At 45.9% G+C, this 22,140-nt stretch carries 16 protein-coding genes; 15 read left to right on the forward strand and 1 reads right to left on the reverse strand.

Annotation, left to right across the window (positions count from 1 at the left end; translation table 11 throughout):
- The first annotated feature begins 101 nt into the window (after positions 1-101).
- From MHI01_RS29520 to MHI01_RS29545, 6 genes are all read left to right on the forward strand, one after another.
- The gene (locus tag MHI01_RS29520) at positions 102-1,214 is read left to right on the forward strand and encodes a Gfo/Idh/MocA family protein (protein ID WP_036614448.1); all 1,113 of its coding nucleotides are present in this window, start codon (positions 102-104) and stop codon (positions 1,212-1,214) included.
- 201 nt (positions 1,215-1,415) lie between these two features.
- A complete protein-coding gene (locus MHI01_RS29525; RefSeq protein ID WP_036674961.1) occupies positions 1,416-2,384 on the forward strand; it encodes a sugar phosphate isomerase/epimerase family protein in 969 nt (322 codons plus the stop codon).
- Between the two features lie 24 nt (positions 2,385-2,408).
- On the forward strand, positions 2,409-3,137 hold the full coding sequence (locus MHI01_RS29530) for a ThuA domain-containing protein (RefSeq protein ID WP_340984718.1): 729 nt from the start codon (positions 2,409-2,411) through the stop codon (positions 3,135-3,137).
- A gap of 331 nt (positions 3,138-3,468) precedes the next feature.
- Positions 3,469-3,765 (forward strand): winged helix-turn-helix transcriptional regulator, encoded by a 297-nt coding sequence (locus MHI01_RS29535; protein ID WP_074096966.1) that lies wholly within the window; start codon positions 3,469-3,471, stop codon positions 3,763-3,765.
- 194 nt (positions 3,766-3,959) lie between these two features.
- Positions 3,960-4,691, forward strand: coding sequence for a hypothetical protein (locus tag MHI01_RS29540; protein WP_340984719.1), 732 nt, complete (start codon positions 3,960-3,962; stop codon positions 4,689-4,691).
- Between the two features lie 197 nt (positions 4,692-4,888).
- Positions 4,889-5,602 (forward strand): hypothetical protein, encoded by a 714-nt coding sequence (locus tag MHI01_RS29545; protein WP_017687552.1) that lies wholly within the window; start codon positions 4,889-4,891, stop codon positions 5,600-5,602.
- A gap of 87 nt (positions 5,603-5,689) precedes the next feature.
- Here MHI01_RS29545 and MHI01_RS29550 read toward each other — a convergent pair whose 3' ends face one another.
- The gene (locus MHI01_RS29550) at positions 5,690-6,406 is read right to left on the reverse strand and encodes a Crp/Fnr family transcriptional regulator (RefSeq protein WP_036614443.1); all 717 of its coding nucleotides are present in this window, start codon (positions 6,404-6,406) and stop codon (positions 5,690-5,692) included.
- A 430-nt stretch (positions 6,407-6,836) separates the two neighbouring features.
- On the opposite strand from MHI01_RS29550, the gene adhE reads away from it, so the two are divergent.
- From adhE to nagZ, 9 genes are all read left to right on the forward strand, one after another.
- On the forward strand, positions 6,837-9,449 hold the full coding sequence (adhE, locus tag MHI01_RS29555) for a bifunctional acetaldehyde-CoA/alcohol dehydrogenase (RefSeq protein WP_211085307.1): 2,613 nt from the start codon (positions 6,837-6,839) through the stop codon (positions 9,447-9,449).
- A gap of 635 nt (positions 9,450-10,084) precedes the next feature.
- On the forward strand, positions 10,085-12,343 hold the full coding sequence (gene pflB / locus MHI01_RS29560; protein WP_076327975.1) for a formate C-acetyltransferase: 2,259 nt from the start codon (positions 10,085-10,087) through the stop codon (positions 12,341-12,343).
- 89 nt (positions 12,344-12,432) lie between these two features.
- Complete coding sequence (pflA, locus tag MHI01_RS29565) at positions 12,433-13,185, forward strand: pyruvate formate-lyase-activating protein (RefSeq protein ID WP_076215706.1); 753 nt, start codon at positions 12,433-12,435, stop codon at positions 13,183-13,185.
- A 450-nt stretch (positions 13,186-13,635) separates the two neighbouring features.
- Positions 13,636-15,003 carry an ABC transporter substrate-binding protein gene (locus tag MHI01_RS29570; protein ID WP_340984720.1) on the forward strand — a complete coding sequence of 456 codons (1,368 nt, stop codon included), beginning with the start codon at positions 13,636-13,638 and terminating at the stop codon, positions 15,001-15,003.
- 51 nt (positions 15,004-15,054) lie between these two features.
- Positions 15,055-15,939: a carbohydrate ABC transporter permease gene (locus MHI01_RS29575; RefSeq protein ID WP_282320858.1), complete on the forward strand. Its 885-nt coding sequence runs from the start codon at positions 15,055-15,057 to the stop codon at positions 15,937-15,939.
- Positions 15,939-16,769 (forward strand): carbohydrate ABC transporter permease, encoded by an 831-nt coding sequence (locus MHI01_RS29580; protein WP_340984721.1) that lies wholly within the window; start codon positions 15,939-15,941, stop codon positions 16,767-16,769. The genes MHI01_RS29575 and MHI01_RS29580 overlap by 1 nt, the downstream gene beginning before the upstream one ends.
- Positions 16,770-16,801: 32 nt before the next feature.
- Entirely contained in the window at positions 16,802-18,637 is a 1,836-nt protein-coding gene (locus MHI01_RS29585; protein ID WP_036674969.1) for a cache domain-containing sensor histidine kinase, read from the forward strand.
- Positions 18,634-20,265, forward strand: a complete 1,632-nt coding sequence (locus tag MHI01_RS29590; protein WP_340984722.1) for a response regulator transcription factor — start codon at positions 18,634-18,636, stop codon at positions 20,263-20,265. Before MHI01_RS29585 ends, MHI01_RS29590 begins: the two co-directional genes overlap by 4 nt.
- A 28-nt stretch (positions 20,266-20,293) precedes the next feature.
- Entirely contained in the window at positions 20,294-21,922 is a 1,629-nt protein-coding gene (gene nagZ / locus MHI01_RS29595) for a beta-N-acetylhexosaminidase (protein ID WP_340984723.1), read from the forward strand.
- Positions 21,923-22,140 lie beyond the last annotated feature (218 nt).

The following is a 22,140-nucleotide window of genomic DNA, read 5'->3' on the forward strand; positions in this document are numbered from 1 at the left end:
CATAGTATTAGATTTAAGGAACAGGAAACATCCAACAAAACATATGTATCTCAACCATTCAAACGCAGATTTTCACCATGCGTAAGGAGATGAACATCACAGTGGAGAAAATGAAAGCAGGCATCATCGGGTGTGGTAACATCAGCGCCATCTACTTGGAAAATCTCAAAAACAACCCGGTCATTGAAGTCGTGGCTGTTGCGGATTTGATTCGTGAACGCGCTCAGGAACGGGCAGATGAATTTAATATCGCAAACGTTTACAATGTAGATGAGTTGCTGCAAAATAACGAAATTGAACTTGTGTTGAACCTTACGGTTCCTGGCAGTCATGCCATGACCGATCTGGCTGCACTCGAAGCAGGCAAACATGTGTATGCCGAGAAGCCGCTGGCAATTTCTCTTGAGGATGGTCGCAAGGTTGTTGAGTTGGCTGAGGAAAAGGGATTGTATGTTGGTTCTGCACCGGATACCTTCCTTGGTTCAGGCATACAGACAGCTCGTAAAGCCATTGAGGATGGGCTCATTGGAAAGCCGGTTGCAGCGACTTCATTCTTTATGGGTGGAGGACCAGAAGCTTGGCATCCTAATCCGGAGTTCTTTTATGTCGCAGGTGGCGGACCGATGTTTGATATGGGACCTTACTACCTGACCGCTCTGATTACGCTGCTTGGACCGATACGCAGAATCAGCGCCTCGGCAGGCATACAGATTGCAGATCGCAAGATTGGCTCTGGGCCGAAGGAAGGCACAGCACTGCAAGTAGAGACGCCTACCCACTTGGCAGGAACCATTGATTTTGCAGAGGGTGCCATTGCAACCATGATCACCAGTTTTGATATTCGTGGAGCTTCGGATCTGCCACGTATTGAAATCTATGGTACAGAAGGTACGCTTAGTGTACCGGACCCCAATTATTTTAACGGGGAAGTGAAGGTTCGCAGATACGGTCAAGACACTTGGGAGACGGTCAAACCAGTCTTCGAAAGTGGACAAAACGAACGAGGCATCGGCGTAACGGAAATGGTTGAATCCATTCGTGCCGGACGGGAACACAAAGCCAGTGGCAAGCTTGCTTATCACGTACTGGAAGCCATGCATTCATTCCAGCGTTCTTCACTTGAAGGCAAGCACATACATCTGGAAAGCAGCTATGATTCTTTTGCAGTAACTCGCACAGTTCAAACTGAGATTGAAACCGTGGAATCCCACTAGTCTGAGCAATAAGTGTTCGAAGCTTGATGCTCTTACGAGTGAAGCAGAATAACCAGTATTCTTACGTTCAATTTCAGGATAGAAACACTCTCGATTTTCCACACTAATCAAACAGGCATGTGATCTGAACGGTAATTGTATACAGTTCAATATTCATGAATTCAGCAATCATACGATATCTAATCCAGGGAGGAATCGCACTTGAAACTCGGCGTATTTTTGGTACTATTCGGAGGACGTAAATTGGAGGATGCTCTTGATTATGTAGCATCCAAGGGATTAAAAGCAGTAGAGATTGGAACAGGCGGACATCCAGGCAATGCACATTGTAAGCCAGATGAGTTATTAAGCAATCCTACAGCATTGAAAAACTTCAAAAATGCAGTGGAATCACGTGGTTTGACGATCAGTGCACTCAGCTGTCATGGTAACCCGCTACATCCGCAAAAGGATATTGCCAAAGGATTTCACGATGATTTTGTTAAAACGGTAGAACTGGCTGAGAAGCTGGAAGTACCTGTAGTGAATACATTCTCCGGTTGTCCGGGAGACCATGAGGATGCCAAATATCCGAACTGGCCTGTTGCACCATGGCCAAATGACTTCCAGGAGATCCTGAAGTGGCAGTGGGAGAACAAAGTGATCCCTTACTGGACAGAGTGGGGTAAATTTGCAGCAGATCGTAACGTAAAAGTTGGATTGGAGCTGCACGGTGGATTCTCCGTTCATACACCAGCAACCTTGCTGAGACTGCGTGAAGCAGCAGGTGAAGTGATCGGAGCCAATCTGGACCCAAGTCACATGTGGTGGCAAGGTATTGATCCGGTTCAGGCAATTCACATCTTGGGACGTGAAGGGGCTATCCATCACTTCCATGCAAAAGATACAACAATTGATCCGGTAAACGTGAACAAACACGGTGTAACGGATATGCAGGACTATACCAATATGCTGGATCGGGCTTGGCAGTTCCGCTCGGTCGGTTATGGACATGATAACAAGACTTGGGCAGATATTATGAGTGCCTTGCGTCTGGTCGGATATGATTATGTAGTAAGTATTGAGCACGAAGACGGTCTGATGTCGGTTGAAGAAGGATTCTCTAAAGCCGTGCAAAATCTCCAGCAAGTATTGATCGAAGAACCGCTGGGCGACATGTGGTGGGTTTAGAGCTACACTAGGGGGAAATTGAATATGATCAACGTCACCATTTGGAATGAATTTGTCCATGAGAAAATTCACGATGAAGTAAGGGAAGTCTACCCGGATGGTCTGCATCGAGCACTGGCTGACGGACTTGGCGGCGAAGGCTTTGCTATTCGTACAGCTACACTTGATCAGCCTGAACATGGATTAAGTGATGAAGTGCTGAATTCCACAGATGTGCTCATATGGTGGGGACATATGGCACATGATCGCGTAAGCGATGAGATCTCACAGAAGGTTGCGCAGCGAGTGCTGAACGGGATGGGAATGATTGTGCTCCATTCAGGTCATTTCTCCAAACCATTCAAAGCGCTGATGGGAACAAGCTGCGATCTGAAGTGGCGTGTAGCTGACGAGCAGGAAATTGTATGGTGTGTTAACCCATCTCATCCGATTGCGGATGGCATCGAAGGCAAGATTGTATTGGAAAAAGAAGAGATGTACGGTGAATTCTTCGATATTCCAGTACCGGATGAACTGGTGTTTGTGAGCAACTTCCAGGGTGGGGAAGTATTCCGGAGCGGATGTACGTTCCGGCGTGGTGAAGGTAAAATCTTTTATTTCCGACCAGGTCATGAGACGTATCCGACCTATTACAAACCGGAAATATTAAGAGTGATCAGCAACGCTGTGAAATGGGCATATCCTGCCCGCAGCTTTAAGCCGGAATTTGGCAAGAGCGAACCTGTAAGACCATTTGATGGCGTGCTGGTCTAATTCACTAACTCAATCGTGTAATGGAAATTATAAGTTTTATTCAAAAAGAACCCTTCTCCGAGTCATTGATGACTGTGGCAGCTGGGTTCTTTTTGGGTAAGATAGTACTATGGGGAAGTTATACGATATTTCCCATGGTGACGACGTAGCGTGTAATGTATACTGGGATGTATGATCCATTTTGGATGATATGCTTCTAAAATTTAAACTTTTTAGTTGCAGGCGTTTTCTTTGAAGCTTAAATATGTTATTATGAAATATACTAACAAAATGTAAGTTGATTTGAGTGATCTCTAAAGAGGTGATTAATGTGGAAGGTCAAGACTTGCGGATGTGTCCGCGTTTTGAGACGGCGTTTTCTTTTTTGGGCAAGCGCTGGAATGGTTTAATTATTCAAACATTGATGAGTGGTTCGAAGCGATTCAAGGATATCTCCAATCTGATTCCATCCATGAGTGATAAGATGTTATCCGAACGGATGAAAGATCTGGAGAGTGAAGGTATTCTGGTTCGTCACGTCTATCCCGAGACGCCAGTTCGTATTGAATATGAACTGACGGATAAAGGTAGAGCGCTCCAGCCTGTCATGAATCAAATTCAAGACTGGGCTGAGCAGTGGGTTGACTAACGCATAAGCAATATCACCCACTTTTGTTGCATGAATGACATAGACTCCTGATTTCTGTGGAAATCAGGGGTTTTTGTCTTAAGTACTATGTTGATCGGCGTTTTTCTCTTGGGCTATGCACATGTTGTCATGAGTTGTAGTATAATCTATAGAAAATGGCCACAGACGGCCGGAGCGAAGGAGGCCCACTTGTCATGAGAGAAGAAAGCTTATCCCGTGAAGTACGCTACGGCAAAAAAGATATTGCAGAACTTGAGAGCGCATCCATTCAGGTCCATCTAATTTACAAAAAAGCTGCAGAGTTGTTTAAGCGCACAGCATATTCCCGTTCGGTTAAGGATGATCTTGCCGAAGTGAATACGCATTCTGTGAACAGCGATGGTCCGAAATTAGCTCCGGCGGTGCTGCAAAAATGGATTCAAACGTCCAGGGGCTGGAAGTGTATCGGATGTGAGCTGGGACAACCTGATTCAACGATGTCTCAGATGGAAGAAACTATCCGTGGTAAGCAATTGGCTTTAAATGTGGGAGAAGGACGGCTGGTTCAGGCAGAAATGCTGATTCAGGCGGTTGTCTGGTCACAATATGAGAAGATTCGAATGTTTGCGCCATGGCTTGGTGATGAACCCTTTTATAGCGTGCAGGAGCTGGATGTCATTGCCCGTTATATTGTGCCTACCTATTTCTCGGAACGGCCTTTGCATGAGCAAGGCAAGGTATTTAAGGTCCATCAACAATATGGGCAGATTCCGTTGTATCAGGAGTATGTAGACGCACCTTCATGTTGCGTGCAGGTTGACGGTGGATTGCTTGAAGGGCGATTGCTGACAGGTGTATACGTATCTGAGGAGCAGTTCTTCGGGCTTAATCCATATCTGAAAGATGGCGATGGAGGACGGACATACATGCAGGCTAGTGTCCAATGATAACGTAACCAATGAGAACATAAAAATGATATAGATTGGAGAGCCTGTGTGCAGGCTCTCTTTCTTGTACAAGCCTTATTTGCAGGCGGTAGCCTATAAAAGTAACGGCTTTGACACTTTTTTTTGCCGAAGGTTGTGCCATAATAGAGGTTATGGACAACAGGGTGAATGATTTTACGCAGGGTGGTGTTACCTACATGATGAAGAAAATCCCCGGTTACATAGGTGTATGTTTGCTCCTACTGGCGATCTTGGCTGGTTGTAGTGAGACACAGCCTTCTGAGCAGCCAATTGTCAAGGAGACAGAAACAGCGAATACAATCACAGTGGCTGTAGATGGCAGTACGTTTTTGCCTGATGCAACAAAGTCCATTAAGCGAGATTTTAGTGAGGGTTTGACACTCAAAAAAGCATTACTCAATAGCGGACTGGTTGATTTTACGGCAGATGGCAAACGGATTCAATCCGTCGGTGAAGTTTCTCTGGATTCTTCGCTTAGCTGGGCTGTCAAATTAAACGGCAAGGATATTGAACAGGAAGATTGGGACATGGAGCTTCATGCCAAAGATGAAGTGATCATTTACGTGAAAGCCGCTGACAGTGGGGGGGATGGCGTTGCATATCAGACAACGTTACTCAAGGTTAGCGGTGGAAACATTATGCCAACCCTTAATCGTCAATATGCCGGCGTCTACGTTCAAGAGTGCACAGTTCGTGATGTGTTGAAGTCCAGCGGCATTGTAAGAATGTCGGAGAATAACAAATTTGTCGTTTCGGTCGAGAATGTCACGCCTCGTATGAATGAGCGGTGGGTCATTATGGTGAATGACAAAGAATTAATGGAAAATGGTCTGGACATGAAATTGAATCCACGTGATGCGGTTAAGCTTGAATTAACCAATGCATCCTAAGTATACCAAGAAGCCCAATCTCTTTTTAGAGAACTGGGCTTTTTTTCATTAAATATATAAGCAAGATCCGATCAGCATAGTCAAATATTAAATACGACAGATCTCGTTCGGGCAAAGCTCACAGTGACAGATTCCTTGTAGCATCTTCAGATCTTTGATGACAATCATGCCATTGTCATATTCAATCCCATCTTTCTTACGCAGGTCGCTTAACATGCGGTTTACACTTTCACGAGTGGCTCCAATCATATTGGATAGATCCGTGTGGGTAATTTTTTTGTGAATAATGACATGCTCTCCATGAGGCTCACCATACGAATTCGACAACCGAATGAGGGTGGAGCAGAGTGCACCCGGTTTGCCATATAACATGAGATCCCTGAATTTGGTCTGTGTCAACCGGTGGTGGATGCCCATCCATTTCATAAAATCGATCGCGAAGTCACAATGCTGGCAGATTAACATTTCCAGGTCTTTATGTTCCAGTACACCGATCTCACTGTCCTCCAATACTTCCGCTGAGAAGCTGTGTTTAGAGCCAAAGAAGGGATCAGCCTGCCCAATCATATCACCGGATTGATACATGTACATGATCAGTTCCTTGCCTTCATCCGTGGATTTGGTGATCTGGGCACGACCCCGTTTCATATAATAAAGTTTGTCAGAGATGTCGCCTTCCCAGTACAGATGTGTACCTTCCGGATAGGTTCTATCTTTCATGGTAACCAGCAGATGGTTGAAATTTGCTTCCGAGAAACAGTTAGTATTACCGCGCTTTTCCAGTACAGTTGTTAGTTCTCTCATAAGTCTATCTCCCCTTTATGTCCATCGGACGACCTTCTGTAGTAAGCAGTAGCCTCCGAGGTTCGCCGCAAACCGTTGCCGTCCTGATCAGGGTCATCTCGGCCGGGAGGAAGGACGGTACAAATTGCGGTGGTTCAATTTTTAAGTTCAGTATATACCTAATCTTACCGTTTGAGGGGGAAGGAAAGGGGGCAAAAATGACGAAATTTCAAACATTGTGATAAAATTCACTTTTGATGGAGAGGATGAATTTTACAGCTCTATATTTTAAATAGGAAGTGAAAATGGTCGTATGAAGGACACTACAAAACTTAAATTAAATTTGTTATACTTTGTGAAAAAAATCACATAATTAAGTTTATTGTCATGTTACGATGTGAATGTAAACGAGAGAGACAAACTAATACGAACCTTTAGGAGGATGAGGGAGATGGCTGTAAAGAACGAAGTCGCCCCAGCAAAAGAACCGACAGCAGGTCAGTATATTCAAACGTTAATCGACAAAGCGAATAAAGCACACGCCGCATTCATGAAGATGGACCAGAAGCAGATTGACCGGATTGTGCAAGCGATGGCACTTGCGGGTCTGGATAAACACATGATGCTTGCCAAGATGGCCGTAGAAGAAACAGGCCGCGGAGTGTATGAGGATAAAATCACCAAAAATATATTTGCAACAGAATATGTGTACCACAGCATCAAGTACGATAAAACCGTAGGTGTGATTGAAGATAACGAGTATGAAAGCTTCCAGAAAATTGCGGAGCCGGTCGGCATCATCATGGGTATTACACCAGTTACCAACCCAACATCAACGACGATGTTTAAAGCATTGATTTCCATCAAGACGCGTAACCCAATCATCTTTGGCTTCCACCCATCTGCACAGAATTGTAGCCGGGAAGCTGCCAAAATCCTGCTGGAAGCGGCTGTGAAACATGGTGCACCAGCAGATTGTATCCAGTGGATTGATGATCCTTCCATGGATCGTACAAACGAACTGATGAATCACAATGATGTGGCTCTCATTCTGGCAACAGGCGGATCAGGCATGGTACGTGCAGCGTACAGCTGTGGTAAACCTGCACTGGGCGTAGGACCGGGTAACGTACCTTGCTTTATCGAGAAAAGCGCGGATATCAATCAGGCAGTAACGGATTTGATTCTGTCCAAGTCTTTCGACAACGGCATGATCTGTGCTTCCGAGCAAGCGGTCATCATTGAAGAACCGATCTTTGATCAAGTGAAGAAAAAAATGATTGCAAATGGCTGTTACTTTGTTAACAAAGATGAAGCAGCAAAATTGACAGCAGGTGCGATTAATGCCGAGAAATGTGCGGTGAACCCGGCGATTGTTGGTCAATCTGCGGTGAGCATTGCCAAATTGTGCGGTATTGAAGTTCCAGCAGGCACCAAAATTCTCGTGGCCGAAATTGAAGGGGTAGGTACCAAATTCCCATTGTCGGCTGAGAAATTAAGCCCGGTACTGGCTTGTTACAAAGTTAAAACGGCAGCAGAGGGCATTGAACGTGCAGCAGAAGTGGTTGCTTTTGGCGGCATGGGTCACTCCTCGGTTATCCATTCAACAAATGAAGAAGTGATTGGCAAATTCGCAGATCGTCTGCAAACTGGACGGATTATTGTGAACTCACCATCCACACACGGTGCAATCGGGGATATCTACAACACAAACATGCCGTCATTGACACTGGGATGCGGATCATACGGACGTAACTCGACTTCTTCCAACGTAACCGCTGTGAACTTAATCAATGTGAAAAGGGTGGCTCGCCGTACCGTGAATATGCAATGGTTCAAAGTACCGAACAAAGTCTACTTCGAAAAAGGAGCAACACAGTATCTTGCCAAAATGCCTGACATCACACGTGTGGCCATTATTACGGATGCCATGATGGTGAAGCTTGGATATGTTGAAAAGGTAGAACACTATCTGCGTCAACGCCAAATGCCAGTAGCGATCGAAGTGTTCTCCGATGTTGAGCCAGATCCATCCACAACAACGGTAGATCGCGGAACCGAAATGATGCGCCGCTTCCAACCAGACTGCATTATCGCACTCGGCGGTGGATCACCGATGGATGCTGCCAAAGCCATGTGGTTGTTCTATGAATATCCGGACACGGACTTCAACGATCTGAAACAAAAATTCATGGATATCCGCAAACGGATCTACAAATATCCACGTCTCGGCGTAAAAGCCAAATTTGTAGCGATCCCAACCACATCGGGTACAGGTTCTGAAGTGACATCGTTCGCGGTTATCACAGATAAAAATCAAGGTAACACCAAATATCCATTGGCCGACTATGAGCTGACACCAGACGTAGCGATTGTCGATCCGGAGTTCGTATACTCCCTGCCTAAAACGGCCGTTGCCGACACAGGAATGGACGTACTGACGCATGCGATTGAAGCTTATGTATCTGTTATGGCAAATGATTACACGGATGGACTTGCGATCAAAGCAATCCAATTGGTATTCCAATACCTGGAGCAATCTGCGCTGCAAGGAGATAAACTGGCACGTGAGAAAATGCATAATGCTTCCACAATTGCAGGTATGGCGTTTGCCAACGCATTCCTGGGCATCAACCACAGCTTGGCGCACAAATGGGGCGGTCAGTATCACACCGCACACGGACGCACCAATGCCATTCTGATGCCACACGTCATTCGTTACAACGCAAAAAAACCGACCAAATTTGCATCGTTCCCGAAATATTCGCACTTTGTAGCGGATGAGCGGTATGCCGAAATTGCCCGCATACTGGGATTGCCTGCTCGTACGACAGAAGAAGGTGTAACCAGTCTTATCAATGCCATCCGTAACCTGAACAAAATCTTGGGCATTGAAGAATCGTTCCAGGAAATCGGATTTGATGCCAAAGACTTTGAAGCACATGTCGATTATCTGGCTGACCGTGCCTTCGAAGACCAATGTACAACCGCCAATCCGAAGTTGCCGCTGGTAACTGAACTGGCCGATGTATACCGCAACGCTTTCTACGGAAAGTTTGAATAATAAATTTAGAACGAAGCGTGCCTTACGGCAAGAAGATCAGGGTTCCCCGAGAGGGGAGCCCCGATTGCCGTCTTTAACACAATAACGAGAGGGCAGAAAAACAGAAGAGCGAAGCACCTGTTTTTCAGGGTTTATTCTAAGATTTGGTTTGCCCGAGCATAGAGGAGCAAAGGGTTCTATAGAGGTTACACGGAATTCGTGATGTGGCTGTTTGAGCCAGATGTTCACACAATAACGAGTGGGCAGAAAAAACTGAAGAAGCGGAGCGTTCGCCTTTATCCCCGGATTTTCCCCTTTGAAATATAAAATTGAAAAAATCCGGGGATAACAGCGATCGGAAGTTGTTCTGCCCGCGCGGTGGCTAAGTGTGAATTTACAGGGGTCAATGCGACACAGCGCAGATGGAGTGAGTTAGTTCACTGGCTTTGTGACAAAAATCACAGATGATGAAAGCCCCAAGTCGTATACTGAAAATGTAAGAAAAACATTCATCCCGCGGTTCCGGTTCCCAAGTAGAGAGAACATGTTCCGGTTTATGTGAAACAATTCACATTAATCGCGGCTCTGGGCACACAATGCTACGAATGAAGCAAGATGTTATGTGTCCAGAAATCCAAATTAGTGGAGGGATTACGATGTCGGTGATTGAAAAAGATGTCAAACAACAAACAGGCTGGAGAAACTTTACCAAAGGAACATGGACCAAATCCGTAGATGTGAATGATTTTCTGGCACACAACTTGTCTCCGTATTACGGTGACGAAGCATTTCTCGCAGGTGCAACCCAGAATACCAAAGAATTGTGGGAGATCGTATCTGATCTGACCAAAAAAGAACGGGATAACGGCGGTGTCCTTGACGTTGACGTGAACACACCAGGTACTATTATTTCTCACCAACCCGGTTATCTGGATCAATCCAAAGAGCAGATTGTCGGCGTTCAGACCGATGCTCCGTTCAAACGTTCCATTCAACCAACAGGCGGAATTCGCATGATGATTGACGCATGTGAGGCATATGGCTTTGAAATGCCACAGGGCGTCATTGATATATTTACAAACATTCGCAAAACACATAACCAAGGTGTATTCGATGCTTATACTTCCGACATGCGTGCAGCGCGTAAAGCAGGAATTATTACAGGTCTGCCAGATGCTTACGGCCGTGGCCGGATCATCGGTGACTATCGTCGTGTAGCTTTGTACGGGGTAGACTTCCTGATTCGTAACAAAAAAGGCGAACTGAATGCACTCGAAGTTGATGTTATTGATGAAGATGTCATTCGTCTGCGGGAAGAATTGTCTGAACAGATTCGTGCATTGCAAGAATTGAAACAATTGGGCGATATGCACGGGTTCGATATTTCCTTGCCAGCGACAACAGCAAAAGAAGCATTCCAATGGTTGTACTTCGGTTATCTGGCTGCGATCAAAGAACAGAACGGTGCTGCGATGTCACTCGGACGTGTATCTTCTTTCCTGGATATCTACATTGAACGTGACCTGCAAGAAGGGATTTTGTCCGAAGAACAGGCTCAGGAATTGGTTGACCATTTTGTAATGAAACTGCGGATTGTCAAATTCCTGCGTACACCGGATTACAACGAACTGTTCAGTGGAGATCCAACATGGGTGACAGAGTCCATCGGTGGTATGTCCGTGAATGGTGAAACACGTGTAACCAAAAACAGCTTCCGTTTCCTGCATACGCTGCACAACCTGGGTCCTGCACCAGAACCAAACTTGACTGTTCTCTGGTCAACGAAACTTCCAGAAGCTTTCAAAGATTATTGCAGTAAAGTATCCATCGAAACCAGCTCAATCCAGTATGAAAATGATGATCTGATGCGTCCGATCTACGGTGACGATTACGGTATTGCATGCTGTGTGTCGGCGATGAAGATCGGAAAACAAATGCAATTCTTCGGCGCTCGTGCCAACCTGGCAAAAGCTCTCCTGTATGCGATCAACGGTGGTCGTGACGAGAAATCCGGAGCACAAGTTGGACCTGAGTATCCTGCCATTACTAGCGAAGTGCTGGATTACAATGAGGTTATGAAACGCTTCAAACCAATGATGGAGTGGCTGGCTAAGCTGTATATGAACACCCTCAACGTCATTCACTACATGCACGATAAATACAGCTATGAGCGTATCGAAATGGCATTACATGACCGTGACATTGTACGTACGATGGCTTGCGGTATCGCTGGTCTGTCGGTTACAGCAGATTCACTGAGTGCGATCAAATATGCCAAAGTAAAACCAATTCGTAACGAACAAGGCATCGCTGTTGATTTCGAAATCGAAGGAGACTTCCCTTGTTACGGTAACAATGAAGACAGCGTAGACAGCATTGCTGTTGAACTGGTCGAGAACTTCATGGGCATGATTCGCAAGCACAAAGCTTACCGTAACGCAGTTCCAACACAATCCGTTCTGACGATCACTTCCAACGTGGTATATGGTAAGAAAACAGGGACTACACCGGATGGTCGTAAAGCAGGTGAACCATTTGCTCCAGGTGCAAACCCAATGCATGGTCGTGACAAAAAAGGTGCACTGGCATCCCTTGGCTCGGTAGCCAAATTGCCTTATGAACACAGTCTTGACGGGATTTCCAATACCTTCTCCATCGTGCCAAAAGCATTGGGTAAAGAGGAGACTACACGTAAATCCAATCTGACTGCGATGATGGATGGTTACTTCGGTCAAAACGCTCATCACCTGAACGTTAACGTATTTGATCGTCAGCAATTGATTGATGCGATGGATCACCCGGAAAGCTATCCACAACTGACTATACGGGTATCCGGATATGCCGTTAACTTCATTAAATTGACTCGTGAACAACAGTTGGATGTCATCAACCGTACGTTCCATGGCTCGATGTAAGTAATTTGCAAGTAGAAGACCGCTAGAGCAAGGCATTCCAAATCATATTAAACGCACAGCGGATGCGGATACAGAAAGGAAGAGGCAGCATGGTTAACGGACATATTCATTCACTCGAAACTTTCGGGACGGTTGACGGCCCAGGCATCCGCTTTGTGCTTTTTATGCAAGGATGTCTACTCAAGTGTCAATATTGCCACAACCCTGATACATGGGCGCTGGATGGCGGAAAAGAAATGACGCTTGAGGAGGTACTGGCTGAAATTGAGCCTTACCTGTCTTACTACCGCAGCTCCGGAGGCGGGCTCACGATATCTGGTGGAGAACCAACGTTACAGGCTCACTTTGTAGCCGAAATCTTCAAGGAAGTGAAGCGGCGCTGGGGATTGCATACGACACTGGACAGCAACGGATTTAACGAACCGGAACGGATTCACGATCTCCTGGATCACACAGACCTGGTTCTGCTGGACCTCAAGCATATTGATGATGAGAAACACATCAAGTTGACAGGCAAATCCAACGAGAGAACGTTGAAAACGGCCAAGTGGTTATCGGAGCAAGGTCGGAAAATGTGGATACGCCACGTGTATGTTCCTGGCATTCATAACGAGGAAGAGGATTTGCTTAACCTCGGACGGTTTATTGGAACATTAAATGGCGTCGAGAAGTTCGAAATTCTTCCATACCATCAGATGGGGATCTACAAATGGGAGGCGCTCGGCAAAGTATATCCACTGGATGGAGTTCCTTCACCAAGTGAAGAAGAAGTGGAGCGGGCGTATCGCCTGATCGAACAAGGTCGCCAGGAAACGGCTGGCGTGGCTTGTTCAGGTAAGTAAATACAGTTATATACAGGATCTATATAATTTGGACTAATTTTTTACACGAGAACGAAGAGGACAGAAATAAGCTGGAGAAGCGGAGCGTTCGCCTAAAAGCTTTCTGCAAGAAAGCTACATCGGAAGCATATGCTATCCCCAGATTTTCACCTTTGTAAAATTGAATTAAAAATAATCTGGGGATAACAGCGATCGGAAGGTTGTTCTGTCATCGGAGTGGCAAGTGTAATTATTTTTAAGTTCAACTTATATTTCAACCCAAGCAGTCCTTGCGAACATGTTTCGCAGGGGCTGTTTTTTTGCTGTTATCCATTGTAAATGTAAGATTATGGGTTCAGTGAAGGATTTTATCCCTCCATTGATGAATTGTCATCCTTACGATGTAAGCTCCGGCTTTTTATAATCAGAGTGTAAAGCCAAATGCTCAATATCTTGAGGAGGGTCAACCAGATGAAAAAAAGAATGACATTACTACTTTCATTATTGCTTATCACTTCATGGACTTTGGCGGGATGTTCTAGCTCAAGTAACGAGCCACAGCAAGGCGCAGGCAACACACCTGTGGAGGAAACAAGTAAGGAACCGGTTGAAATGCTTCTCCGCCACACACAGGTGGGAGCCGACAAACAGAAAAGACTGGCCATTCTGCAGGATGTTGTGGACAAAGTTGAAGGTGAGATACCTAATCTAACCTTTACGCTGGATGGTGTCGAATCCGATGTGAATCGTAAGGAAAAGCTTCGCGGAGAGATGGCGGCAGGTAACCCGCCGGATATATTTGAACTGTTCGGTAGCCCGGATTCCAAAGTTTATGCCAAGGAAGGTATGCTGCTTGATCTGACCCCAATCCTGCAAGAGCTGGGCATTCAGGACCAGTTTACATCCCTTGAACCGTTTACGTATGAAGGCAAAGTATATGGACTGCCGATTGGCGGTTCGGGCGAAGGTTTTTTCTATAATAAAGAGTACTTCGAACAAAAAGGATGGAAAGCCCCAACTACCATGGCTGAACTGGACAATATACTGGCTGAGATCAAGGCTGATGGCAAAGTTCCGCTTGCTTCCGCATCTAAGGCGGGCTGGGTGCCGCTTATGTTAACCAACCATCTGTGGTCCCGGTATGCCGGGCCGGAGATTACCGCAAAGTTTGCAACAGGTGAAGCGAAGTGGACCGATCCGGGTGTTGTGCAAGGTTTTGCCAAACATAAGGAATGGGTGGATAAGGGTTATTTCAAAAAAGGTGAACTGGGCTTTGAGTATGCCGAATATACCACGCAATTTACAAGTGGAGAAGTGGTATTAATGTATGACGGAACATGGAAATCATCTGTATTTAAGGAAGGTCAGAGCGGTGAATCGCTCATTGGCAAGGTTGGATTCTTCAATATGCCTCCGGTAGAGAACGGAGCAGGTGATCAGACGTCTTTGATGCGTGATGTGAACAATGGATACGGATTCTCGGCAGCAGTGGCGGATGACCCGCAGAAGCTGGACGCAGTGAAAGCTTTTATCAAAAATTTCTACAATGAAGATATGCAGATCCGCGGCCTTGTGGAAGACGGTGTGTTGCCTGCCATGAAGCTGGACGAGAAAGTGCTGACCGATAGCATTACCGATGATCTGATGAAAGAAATTGTGGCTGTGCTTAATGCGTCCAAGACGTCGTTCCCGGCATTTGATGCACTTGTTCAGGCCGATGTGACGACAGAGATCAGCAATCTGCAGATTCAGAAGTTGATTGGTGGGCAGACGACGCCAGAGAAAATGGCAGAAGAGCTGCAAAAGGTGCAAGAGGAAGCAAACGCCTCAGTGGAATAAACGAATTCAAGTCGAAACTGCGATCGTTGAAGTGACTGAAGGAGGCTGACCATGAATACTTCACTCCGCAGCCCGTTAATCTATACGTTGTTTGTAATGCCAGCCCTAATTCTGTTTGTAATGTTCTTCTTATACCCTATTGGTAGCTCCCTGTATTACAGTCTGACGAGTTGGAATGGGGTATCGGCTGAGCCACGTTTTGTGGGTTTATCCAATTATGTGAAGGCACTGACCGATGAACGGTTTTGGATTTCCACAAGGAATAACGGCTTTTTCATCGGATTTTCGGTACTGATTCAGGTACCCCTGATCGTCCTGTTTTCGCTTCTGATTGCCAATGTGAAAAGGCTGAAAGGTCTGTATAAAACCGCTGTTTTTTTACCATCCATCATGTCGACAGCTGTTATCGGTATTTTATGGGGATTCATCTATGAACCGAATATCGGGCTATTAAACAAAATGCTTCATGTGCTGGGAATCGATCCAATCTACTGGTTATCGGATAACCGATTTGCCATGTTGTCCATTTTGGTGACCAATGCCTGGCAGTGGACGGGATTTTACATTGTCATGGTGCTGGCGGCCATACTGGCGATTCCCCGTGATCTGGATGAAGCGGCTGCAATTGATGGGGCAACGGCGGTACAACGTGCAATGCGAATTACTTTGCCGTTGATCCGGCCGATCATTTCAGTAGTGATCATGTTGTCCATTGCAGGTGCCATGAAAGCAGCAGACATCGTGATTGTCATGACCAAAGGTGGGCCCGCTGGGTCCACCGAGGTTCTGGCCACATACATGATCAAATATGCAATTACCAACTTCAAATATGGTTATGGCAATACCATTGCAGTGCTGATCTTTGCTCTGACGCTTGTGCTCACTGTGGTGTATCAACTGCTGGTGGCGAGGCGGGGCGAGAAGGTGGAATATTGATGGCAAAAAGCATAAGAAGCAGTATACCTCATGTGTTGTTAATGTTGTATTTAATCGCGATTTTGTTTCCCTTTTTATTTGTAATTTTCTCTTCCTTCAAGCAGGATAACAATGAAATCGCCCTGAATCCATTCGGTTTGCCTACAACATGGGAGTTTAACAATTACGTGGAGGCTTGGGTGAATGCCAAGATTGGCACGTATTTCTGGAACAGCCTGTACATTTCGGTTTTATCGTCGGCGTGTACGATTGTGCTTGGGGCCATGTTTGCTTTTGCGGTAACCCGGATGAGACACCGGAGATGGAGTCTGTTTCTGTACAGTTTAATTCTGGCGGGTATGCTTATTCCCAACAATGCACTTATGTTGCCGATTTATCTGCTTGTTCGCAAAATGGGCATATTGGATACGCATCTGGCACTGATCGTGCCCTATGTGGCCAATGCGATCCCGTTTACAATTATTATCCTGGCGGCTTTTATGCGTTCTCTGCCTGGAGAAATTGAGGAAGCGGCGGTCATGGACGGCTTGAGGGCCCCGGGTATCTTTGCTAAAATAGTGATACCTCTTACCGTTCCGGCTATTGTTACCGTTTTTATCGTTAATTTCCTCGGCAACTGGAACGAATTTTTACTCGCCAACTATTTTTTATCCACCGATAAATTGCGTACGCTGCCAGTGGGCATGGTCCAGTTTCGGGATCAATATCAGATGAACTATGCTCAGATGTCGGCAGGTATTGTATACAGCGTTGTACCTGTACTTGTGATCTACGCTATACTCCAGGAGAAAATTATAGAAGGAGTAACTGCAGGTGGTGTCAAAGGTTAATACCATGAACCAGTTAATAGGGAGAACGGGATATGAACTTGCGAATGAAGCTGGCCTTGGCATTTCTGCTGCTGATTATTGTACCGATGTGTGCACTGGGCATTGGCATGTTTCTGGTCACATCACATACGATTGAGAAAAAATACAATCAACAGGCCGAATATGCGCTTCAGGCCATCAGCTACAATATCGAGAATGTATTTCAGCAGATTAACAATGTGACCGACAACGGGATAGCGACCTCGGTTTTTCAAATGGCATTGAACGCCAAAGATCCGACCAAGCAGGATCTGGGAACCGGTAATCAGTTATCCCTGAATGCCAGCCAGCGCAATTTCCGTTCCCTTCTATATAACTATCCATTCATCAGTTATGCCTTTTTATATGATTTGCGTTCTTCCGAGAACAACCAGATTGTCTCCATTTTCACCAAAGAGAACTTTCAAGCCCTTCCTTTTCAGCAATTCAAAGTGCATCCCTTATTCAACGAAATTCAGCAACTTAATGGTGTGCCTAAATGGCTCGCACCTCTAGAATATCCCGAATTAACCGGGGTAGAACCTGTCTTCACCCAGATCAGACTGGTCAAAGAACTCAGTTATTTTCAAAATATCGGCGTGCTTGTTGTTCAGATCAAAAAAGGAGAGATCGACCGGATCTTCCGTCACCTGCAGATCAGCGATTCAGCACAGGATACGTCGTTCCTATTAATTAATGAAGAAGGACTGATCGTCTATGATCCTGCAGGTATATATAACGGTGAGAACATGCAAAACCTTGGTGCTGAATCCAGCCGTTACGGTCCCGGTTTTAGCAGTGTCAGAACGGTCTTTGACGGCAAAGAGAGCATCATTTCGCAATATCATCTGAAGAACTATAACTGGAGCCTCGTCAGTGTGACTTCATGGGAAGCCTTATCTGCGGAAACCAATGCCTTTGCCGGTTGGTCTGTCATCATTATTCTGTCATGCCTGCTCGCAGCGATGATCTTTAATCTTTTTTTCATGAATCGCATTACGGGTAACATTGCTGTACTTGTAAGGTTTATGCGTCGTGTGGATGATGGTGATTTTAATGCGAGGGTGGAAGGAAAAGGATTCGATGAAATGCAGCTGCTTGCGCAAGGGTTCAATGAACTATTGGATCGGATCGGGGGATTATTCCGTCGCGTTCGGGCAGAGCAAGAGCAGAAGGCCCAAGCGGAACTGCGTGTACTACAGGCCCAGATCAAACCTCATTTTCTGTTTAACACATTGGAATCCATTAATGGGTTAGCGCTGCGAGGGGAGGGCCGCAAAGTAAGCGAGATGGTGACCAGACTTGGCAATATGCTTCGTATCAGCATTCAGGATCAGGAGGAGATTCCGCTGGGTGAGGAAATAAGACATTTGCAGAGTTATCTGGAGATTCAACAGTACAGGTTCAGTGATTTGTTCACCTATGAGATTGACATTCCACCCCATCTATACAGCTCAATTCTGCTTAAGCTTACCCTTCAGCCTCTGGTGGAAAATAGCATTCAACATGGGTTTGAGGGGATCACCTATCCAGGTGTACTGCGGATAAGCGCATATGCAGAACGGGGTCATCTGGTGTTATGTGTTGAGGATAATGGGATCGGTATTCCCCAGGAAATGCTCGCACGATTTGAGTATATGGCAGAAGATCCACCGGAAGATATGCTCGCGGAAGGGGCGGAATCATTATCGTCCATAACGGAACGCAGGGGATTGGGATTACGAAGTGTGGCAGATCGAATTCGTATTCAATACGGGGCCGGGTATGGCATATTTATATGTTCAGCACCGGGGTATGGCACAGTTATTCGATGCATCATTCCATTATATGAGCAGGAGGAAGCCGGATGAATCTGACTGCAATGCTGGTCGACGATGAGCTGCCGATTCTGGAGAATCTGAACTACATTTTACCCTGGGAAGAGATGGGGATTGAAATCACAGGTACAGCGAGAAGTGGTGTAGAAGCGCTGGGGAAAGTAACAGAAAGTCATCCGGACATTCTCTTGTGTGATATTCGAATGCCGTCTATGGATGGATTGGAACTTATTCGTTTGCTGCGAGAGCAGGGTGAAACGTGTGAGATTATTTTGCTGACCGGGTATCAGCAGTTTGAATATGCTCGAACTGCTATCCAATATAATGTACATGAATACATATGTAAGCCAATTGATTATTTGAATCTGGAACATAAACTGCGTGAACTTGCCGGACAGATCCAGAAGAGACGTCTGGAAAACGAATCGCAACGTTATCGCAGCCAAGAGATGGAAAGCTGGATCAGACACAAACAGTTGATTGACCTGTTACGAGGAGAAGCACCATTGAAGGTTGTCTATCCTGCCTCTGTTCCTGAATTCATAACAACTGCTACACCGTATACGTTGCTGCTGGTGGATGCGGTCGGTTATTTTCGCCATTCTATCGGCTGGTCCGAGCTTCATCATCAACGATGGCATGAGACCATAAGTTCCAGACTTAGGGAAGTGGCAGATCGAATTACGGAGGACTGTCAGATTCTTTCGACCCGCAAAGGGGAGTGGTGCATCCTGCTGGAGGCATCAGGTGAGTGGAAACGTCGCTCAGAGGAACTGGCCCATCAACTGTGTCTCGAATTAAATGTGATATTGTCTCTGGATTCAAATGTGAAGGTTAGGATTGTTCAGGATGCTGTGCCCGTGAACCTGGAAAGTCAAATTCTGGAGCGATACCGGCATTGTCAAAAAATACTGATGTCCCATTCGGAGAGTGAAGACAAGGTGCTGAAGGCAGGTTGTCCCGAAACCACCTTATCGTATGATCATACGGCCTCCAAAGGGGCTAACTCATGGATTACAAGAGAAGATCTGGAGTTGGTTACTCGGTGGATTCGTCAAGGGAACAAGCAGGGGTTACGTGATGTATTGGATCGGCTTAAACAGCAAATAGGGAATTCAGGACAATCCTTCAGCAAGATAGATGAAACCAATTTTCGGTTTATGCTTGTACACATGCTTCGGGAATTGCGTGAAGTACAGGTCCTCGCTGAAGAACACGAAGTGAATTATTGGAATGCACTGCAAGGGGCCGTATCCATGAGGGAACTTCTTGAACTTGCAGAGGTTGTTGCCCATGCCTGTCAGGGCAAACAAACGCAACCACGTCCTTCTGTATCGGAACTGATCCTCTCTGCATGTGAGTATATGGACGCACGGCTGCAACAGGACTTGGGAATAGATGAAGTCTCAGATTGGCTTGGAATCAGCCCGGGATACTTTTGCCAGCTATTTAAAACCCAAATGGGTGTTACTTTTGTGGAATATATGACGCAGAAACGGATGGAAAGTGCCGCTTTATTGTTGAGTACAACCGAATGGAGCATTACAGCGATTGGGGAAGCAACAGGGTTCAAGGAGCGCCGTTACTTCTCCAAGGTGTTTCATAAACACTTTCACATGAAACCCTCAGAGTACAGGCAGAGTAAACAATTGGGTTTGTAGTAGCAAGGGAAACGGGAGGAGAGGTCAAATGAAACCCTTGAATGATCTGACATTGGAGCAAAAGGTAGGACAATTGTTGATGTGTGGATTTCACAGTCAGCACGCAGATGAACAGATTACTCGTTTAATCCGTGACTATCACGTCGGGGGTGTCATTTATTTCCGGCGTAATGTCGAAAGTGTAGATCAATTGACACGGCTATCCGCCGAACTGCAAGAGATGGCTGCTGAAGCAGGGGCTCTACCACTCATGATTTCGGTGGACCAGGAAGGTGGCATGGTTGCACGGATTGACCAAGAGGGAATGACCCAAGTGCCGGGTAATATGGCGCTTGGTGCGACAGGCAATGCGGAATATACTCTGGAGTGTGCTCAAATTCTGGGTCGTGAGTTAAAAAACATCGGTATTGATATGAACCTTGCACCAGTGGTCGACGTGAATAACAACCCGCTTAACCCGGTTATCGGTGTGCGTTCGTATGGTGAACATGCTGAAAGTGTGGCCGCTCATGGCGTAGCAGCCATCACCGGATATCAATCACAGGGCATAGCTGCTACTGCCAAACATTTTCCGGGACACGGAGATACCGCCGTAGATTCTCATCTTGGTATGGTTACGGTACCTCATGATCGAAACAGGCTGGAACAGATGGAGTTGTTGCCGTTCCGCAAGGCGATTGAGGCCGGAGTTGATGCTATTATGACAGCTCATGTGATGTTCCCTTCGATTGAGCCCGAGCCCATTCCGGCAACGTTGTCACATAAGGTGTTAACGGGTCTGCTACGTGAGGAAATGGGTTTTGAAGGCATTATTATTACAGACTGTCTTGAAATGCATGCGATATCCAAGCCATATGGGGTAGCTGAAGCTGCCGTTCGTGCTGTGGAAGCAGGAGCAGATCTGATTCTGGTGAGTCATACCTTGCAAGATCAGGTTGCTACGCTGGAAGCCATTGTGGAAGCAGTTCAAACGGGCCGGATCTCGGAAGAGGTTATTCATCAGGCGGTTGAACGCATTATGACATGGAAAAAAAAGCGCTGTGGCCAGCAGAATGATCATCTGGTTTCGCCGAAAGCGAGTGAAACGGTCGAAGCAACCGATGTTGAACCTGTTGATTGCACTAAACCCACTGAGCCCAACGAATTGACGTTGTTCAAGATTGCTTCAAGCAGTATTACCATCGTTCATAATGATGGGCTGTTGCCGTTGGACCCAGAGAAGGGCGTATATGTCATCTGGCCTGAGGTTGTGCAACGGACAGAGGTGGATGAACCATGGTCCCATACAGAATCGTTGGGTATGGCGTTATCGCAGCTGCGAGGCAGAGTTCGTGAGCACAAAATTACAACGCAGCCCACTTATGATGAAACAGATCGGATATTGGCTGATGTGTCGGATAGTGAACAAGTTATCGTATGTACGTACACATCGGCAGGTCATCTTCCGAAAGGGCAACAGTTTTTGGTTGAAAAGCTTAGTGAAAATCATTCGCTGATTGTAATTGCTCTACGCAATCCATATGATCTGCTGGAGATCTCGAGGCCGGGTAGTTATGTATGTACATATGAGAATACACCTGCAGTTGTTCGGGTACTGTCCCATGTGTTAACAGGTGGACTGCAGCCAACAGGAAGTCTACCTGTCCGTTTGCGCTAGACCTATTTAATCCTTACATCTCTCTGCGATATGGTGCTAATTAACCATCTCCTGGAGAGATTTTTTTGTTGGAATTTTCTATTGGTTAATTTTGGGATATGAATGCCAAAAAGATAATTGATAGATAACTATTTTCATAGTATTTTCCTTCTATTAAAAGTTTACAATTCTCCTCTTAACTTTTTAGCAACTTTTCCCGGTTCCAAGCGTCTAATAAT

Source organism: Paenibacillus sp. FSL M7-0656, assembly GCF_038003225.1.
Taxonomy (GTDB): Bacteria; Bacillota; Bacilli; order Paenibacillales; family Paenibacillaceae; genus Paenibacillus; species Paenibacillus amylolyticus.

What these genes read in the sequence shown, in the direction of transcription:
- MHI01_RS29530 (WP_340984718.1), top strand. Translation starts at nt 2,409, where the DNA reads ATGATCAACGTCACCATTTGGAATGAATTTGTCCATGAGAAAATTCAC.
- MHI01_RS29535 (WP_074096966.1), top strand. Translation starts at nt 3,469, where the DNA reads ATGTGTCCGCGTTTTGAGACGGCGTTTTCTTTTTTGGGCAAGCGCTGG.
- MHI01_RS29540 (WP_340984719.1), top strand. Translation starts at nt 3,960, where the DNA reads ATGAGAGAAGAAAGCTTATCCCGTGAAGTACGCTACGGCAAAAAAGAT.
- MHI01_RS29545 (WP_017687552.1), top strand. Translation starts at nt 4,889, where the DNA reads ATGATGAAGAAAATCCCCGGTTACATAGGTGTATGTTTGCTCCTACTG.
- MHI01_RS29550 (WP_036614443.1), bottom strand. Translation starts at nt 6,406, where the DNA reads ATGAGAGAACTAACAACTGTACTGGAAAAGCGCGGTAATACTAACTGT.
- adhE (WP_211085307.1), top strand. Translation starts at nt 6,837, where the DNA reads ATGGCTGTAAAGAACGAAGTCGCCCCAGCAAAAGAACCGACAGCAGGT.
- pflB (WP_076327975.1), top strand. Translation starts at nt 10,085, where the DNA reads ATGTCGGTGATTGAAAAAGATGTCAAACAACAAACAGGCTGGAGAAAC.
- pflA (WP_076215706.1), top strand. Translation starts at nt 12,433, where the DNA reads ATGGTTAACGGACATATTCATTCACTCGAAACTTTCGGGACGGTTGAC.
- MHI01_RS29570 (WP_340984720.1), top strand. Translation starts at nt 13,636, where the DNA reads ATGAAAAAAAGAATGACATTACTACTTTCATTATTGCTTATCACTTCA.
- MHI01_RS29575 (WP_282320858.1), top strand. Translation starts at nt 15,055, where the DNA reads ATGAATACTTCACTCCGCAGCCCGTTAATCTATACGTTGTTTGTAATG.
- MHI01_RS29580 (WP_340984721.1), top strand. Translation starts at nt 15,939, where the DNA reads ATGGCAAAAAGCATAAGAAGCAGTATACCTCATGTGTTGTTAATGTTG.
- MHI01_RS29585 (WP_036674969.1), top strand. Translation starts at nt 16,802, where the DNA reads ATGAACTTGCGAATGAAGCTGGCCTTGGCATTTCTGCTGCTGATTATT.
- MHI01_RS29590 (WP_340984722.1), top strand. Translation starts at nt 18,634, where the DNA reads ATGAATCTGACTGCAATGCTGGTCGACGATGAGCTGCCGATTCTGGAG.
- nagZ (WP_340984723.1), top strand. Translation starts at nt 20,294, where the DNA reads ATGAAACCCTTGAATGATCTGACATTGGAGCAAAAGGTAGGACAATTG.